Genomic DNA, 2,040 nt, shown 5'->3' on the forward strand with positions numbered 1-2,040 from the left:
TAGCTAAATATCCTATTATCGGGATGATCGTTCGACCGATTCTGTCGCCCTGGAATCAGACAGGCCGGTAGCAAAAGGCAGCAGAGTCTCGGTAACGGGGCATCAGGGGATGATGCTACTGGTCAGGGAGTATTAGAAGGCAGAATTGGTATAATAAGCCAGAAGTTATTTGCTGGCTTTATTTTTTACCTGATCAACAACACCTGCCAAACCCCGTCGTTTACCCATGGTGACTTCAAACCAGGCATTATTACCGAACCTTGGGAATTCGTAATATAAATAATAGCCATCATTATATACCGACAGTTCAAAGCTCCTGGCTAGCGCTCCGGCAGTAAGAAGAATAAAGAATAAAGCTGAAAGCAATTTGCACATAAACGTTTCCCCAATAAAGATTCATCCGTAAATACTTCGCGATTAGTCTGGCACATGGTTTCACCAGAGTGCCAAGCTGATCATGCTCATTATGGTAGTCAGGCAAGATTGGTATAAGCATGAATTACCAGGTAGGCTGTCCGGGAGCAAGCGCCCGAACTGGGGCTCAATCAAAATAACTATTTTCATCCAGCAGTTCTTTCTGTAACACGGGGTGCAGGGGTAAATGAGCCACAGCATCCTCCATACAGGAAGTGCCATGGCAATGGGGAGCATCAGCGTTCAAATTTTGCTTCAGGGTCTCTCGAATAACCACCAGACAGGAGTGCGCCAGGGTAGACGGCTCCTTGAGGAACTTGAAAACCTGTTCATACTGTCTCCGGGATATGCCTGATTTTCTGCCAGTGTTCACATTCTTTTTGGCAGCAGATCTGACGGCGGCTCTACTCTTCTGGTCGGACAGTGCCGAATTGCTGTCGTTTCTCACAAATCTGAGAAGTTGTGCCATGCCGTTCTGGCCAGCATAGTTACTCCAGGTTTTTCCTTTTTTGTCTTGAAGGTCGGCATCTTCGACACGCTCCAGCAACAAACAGGCTGTGCGACCACCGCAGTTATTATCGTTATTTTTAGACACACACAGCTGATGCAATGGTGTCTGCCCGGCCCGGTTGAGTGCGTTGGCATTCGCTCCCAGGTCCAATAAAGCCTTTGTTGAATCCGCTTGATTGTATCTGGCGGCAATGTGCAGTGGCGTATTGCCCAGTCGATCCGGACAGTTGAGGATATCGCCAGGACGGGCGGCACCACTCATGTCAGTGGTCAGGTAATGTTTCACCAGGCGTTTGATCAACTCGGGGAAGTTGTGCCTGGCGGCATGGTGGACCGGCTTGTAATTGTTACGATCTGATATGTGCTGATCGGCGTTTGCCCCAAGCAAGGTCTGCAGACCCACAAGCCTTGCACTTTTTTCCTCCGACACACTGGTAAAACGGCAGCTGAAATTGGCGCTCTCTTCCCGGGCTCCACAAAGCAATGCCAGTGGCGTAAAACCATGCCCATCGACAGCATTGATATTTGCCAACTGTCCCGAGGCAATGATGGCTGTCACCGCCGCTACATTGCCTGATATGGCTGCACTGTGCAATGGATTACAGTCTCTCAAATCACCAATAGTAATCTGTTGATTCAGATCAGCCCCTTTGGCAAGGTAAGCCTGTATTTGCTCCAGATTAACCACATCACGGCGCTCCAGGGCGACACATAAATTCCTGGTTAAATGAACGTCACCAGGACCAATGGCTGGCAGAACATCAGGAATTGCCCTGACATGCCCGCCATTATTATTTGCCGGGTTCAAGTCTTGCCTGAAAGTCATGGAATCCAGCAGGGGGGCAATACTTCTGCATATTTCTCTATAAGAATTATTCATCTGGCACCTCGGCTGTTGATATCATTCAACTCATAATTGTTGAATTTGACAATGCCTATGACCAATAAAACAAGAAAATGTTCAATATTTTTTTGCCGCTTTTGCCGCCGAGTTGATAAGACGTCCCATCGGTTGACAGCGAAGTACAATAGTTCAGTATTGTTTTCAATTGGCTAACTACTTTCCTGAATCCGTAAGGTTTTGATTGCACCGGAAGAATTTTACCAATTTAATAT

Annotated in this window: 2 protein-coding genes; both read right to left on the minus strand. The window is 47.3% G+C overall.

Annotated elements, in window-relative coordinates; translation table 11 throughout:
• Positions 1–165: 165 nt before the first annotated feature.
• Positions 166–375: a hypothetical protein gene (locus KDK14_RS00295; RefSeq protein ID WP_257263016.1), complete on the minus strand. Its 210-nt coding sequence runs from the start codon at positions 373–375 to the stop codon at positions 166–168.
• A gap of 166 nt (positions 376–541) precedes the next feature.
• Entirely contained in the window at positions 542–1,804 is a 1,263-nt protein-coding gene (locus KDK14_RS00300) for an ankyrin repeat domain-containing protein (protein ID WP_257263017.1), read from the minus strand.
• Positions 1,805–2,040 lie beyond the last annotated feature (236 nt).

The sequence above is a fragment of the Endozoicomonas sp. ONNA2 genome, assembly GCF_024606365.1.
Lineage (GTDB): Bacteria > Pseudomonadota > Gammaproteobacteria > Pseudomonadales > Endozoicomonadaceae > Endozoicomonas.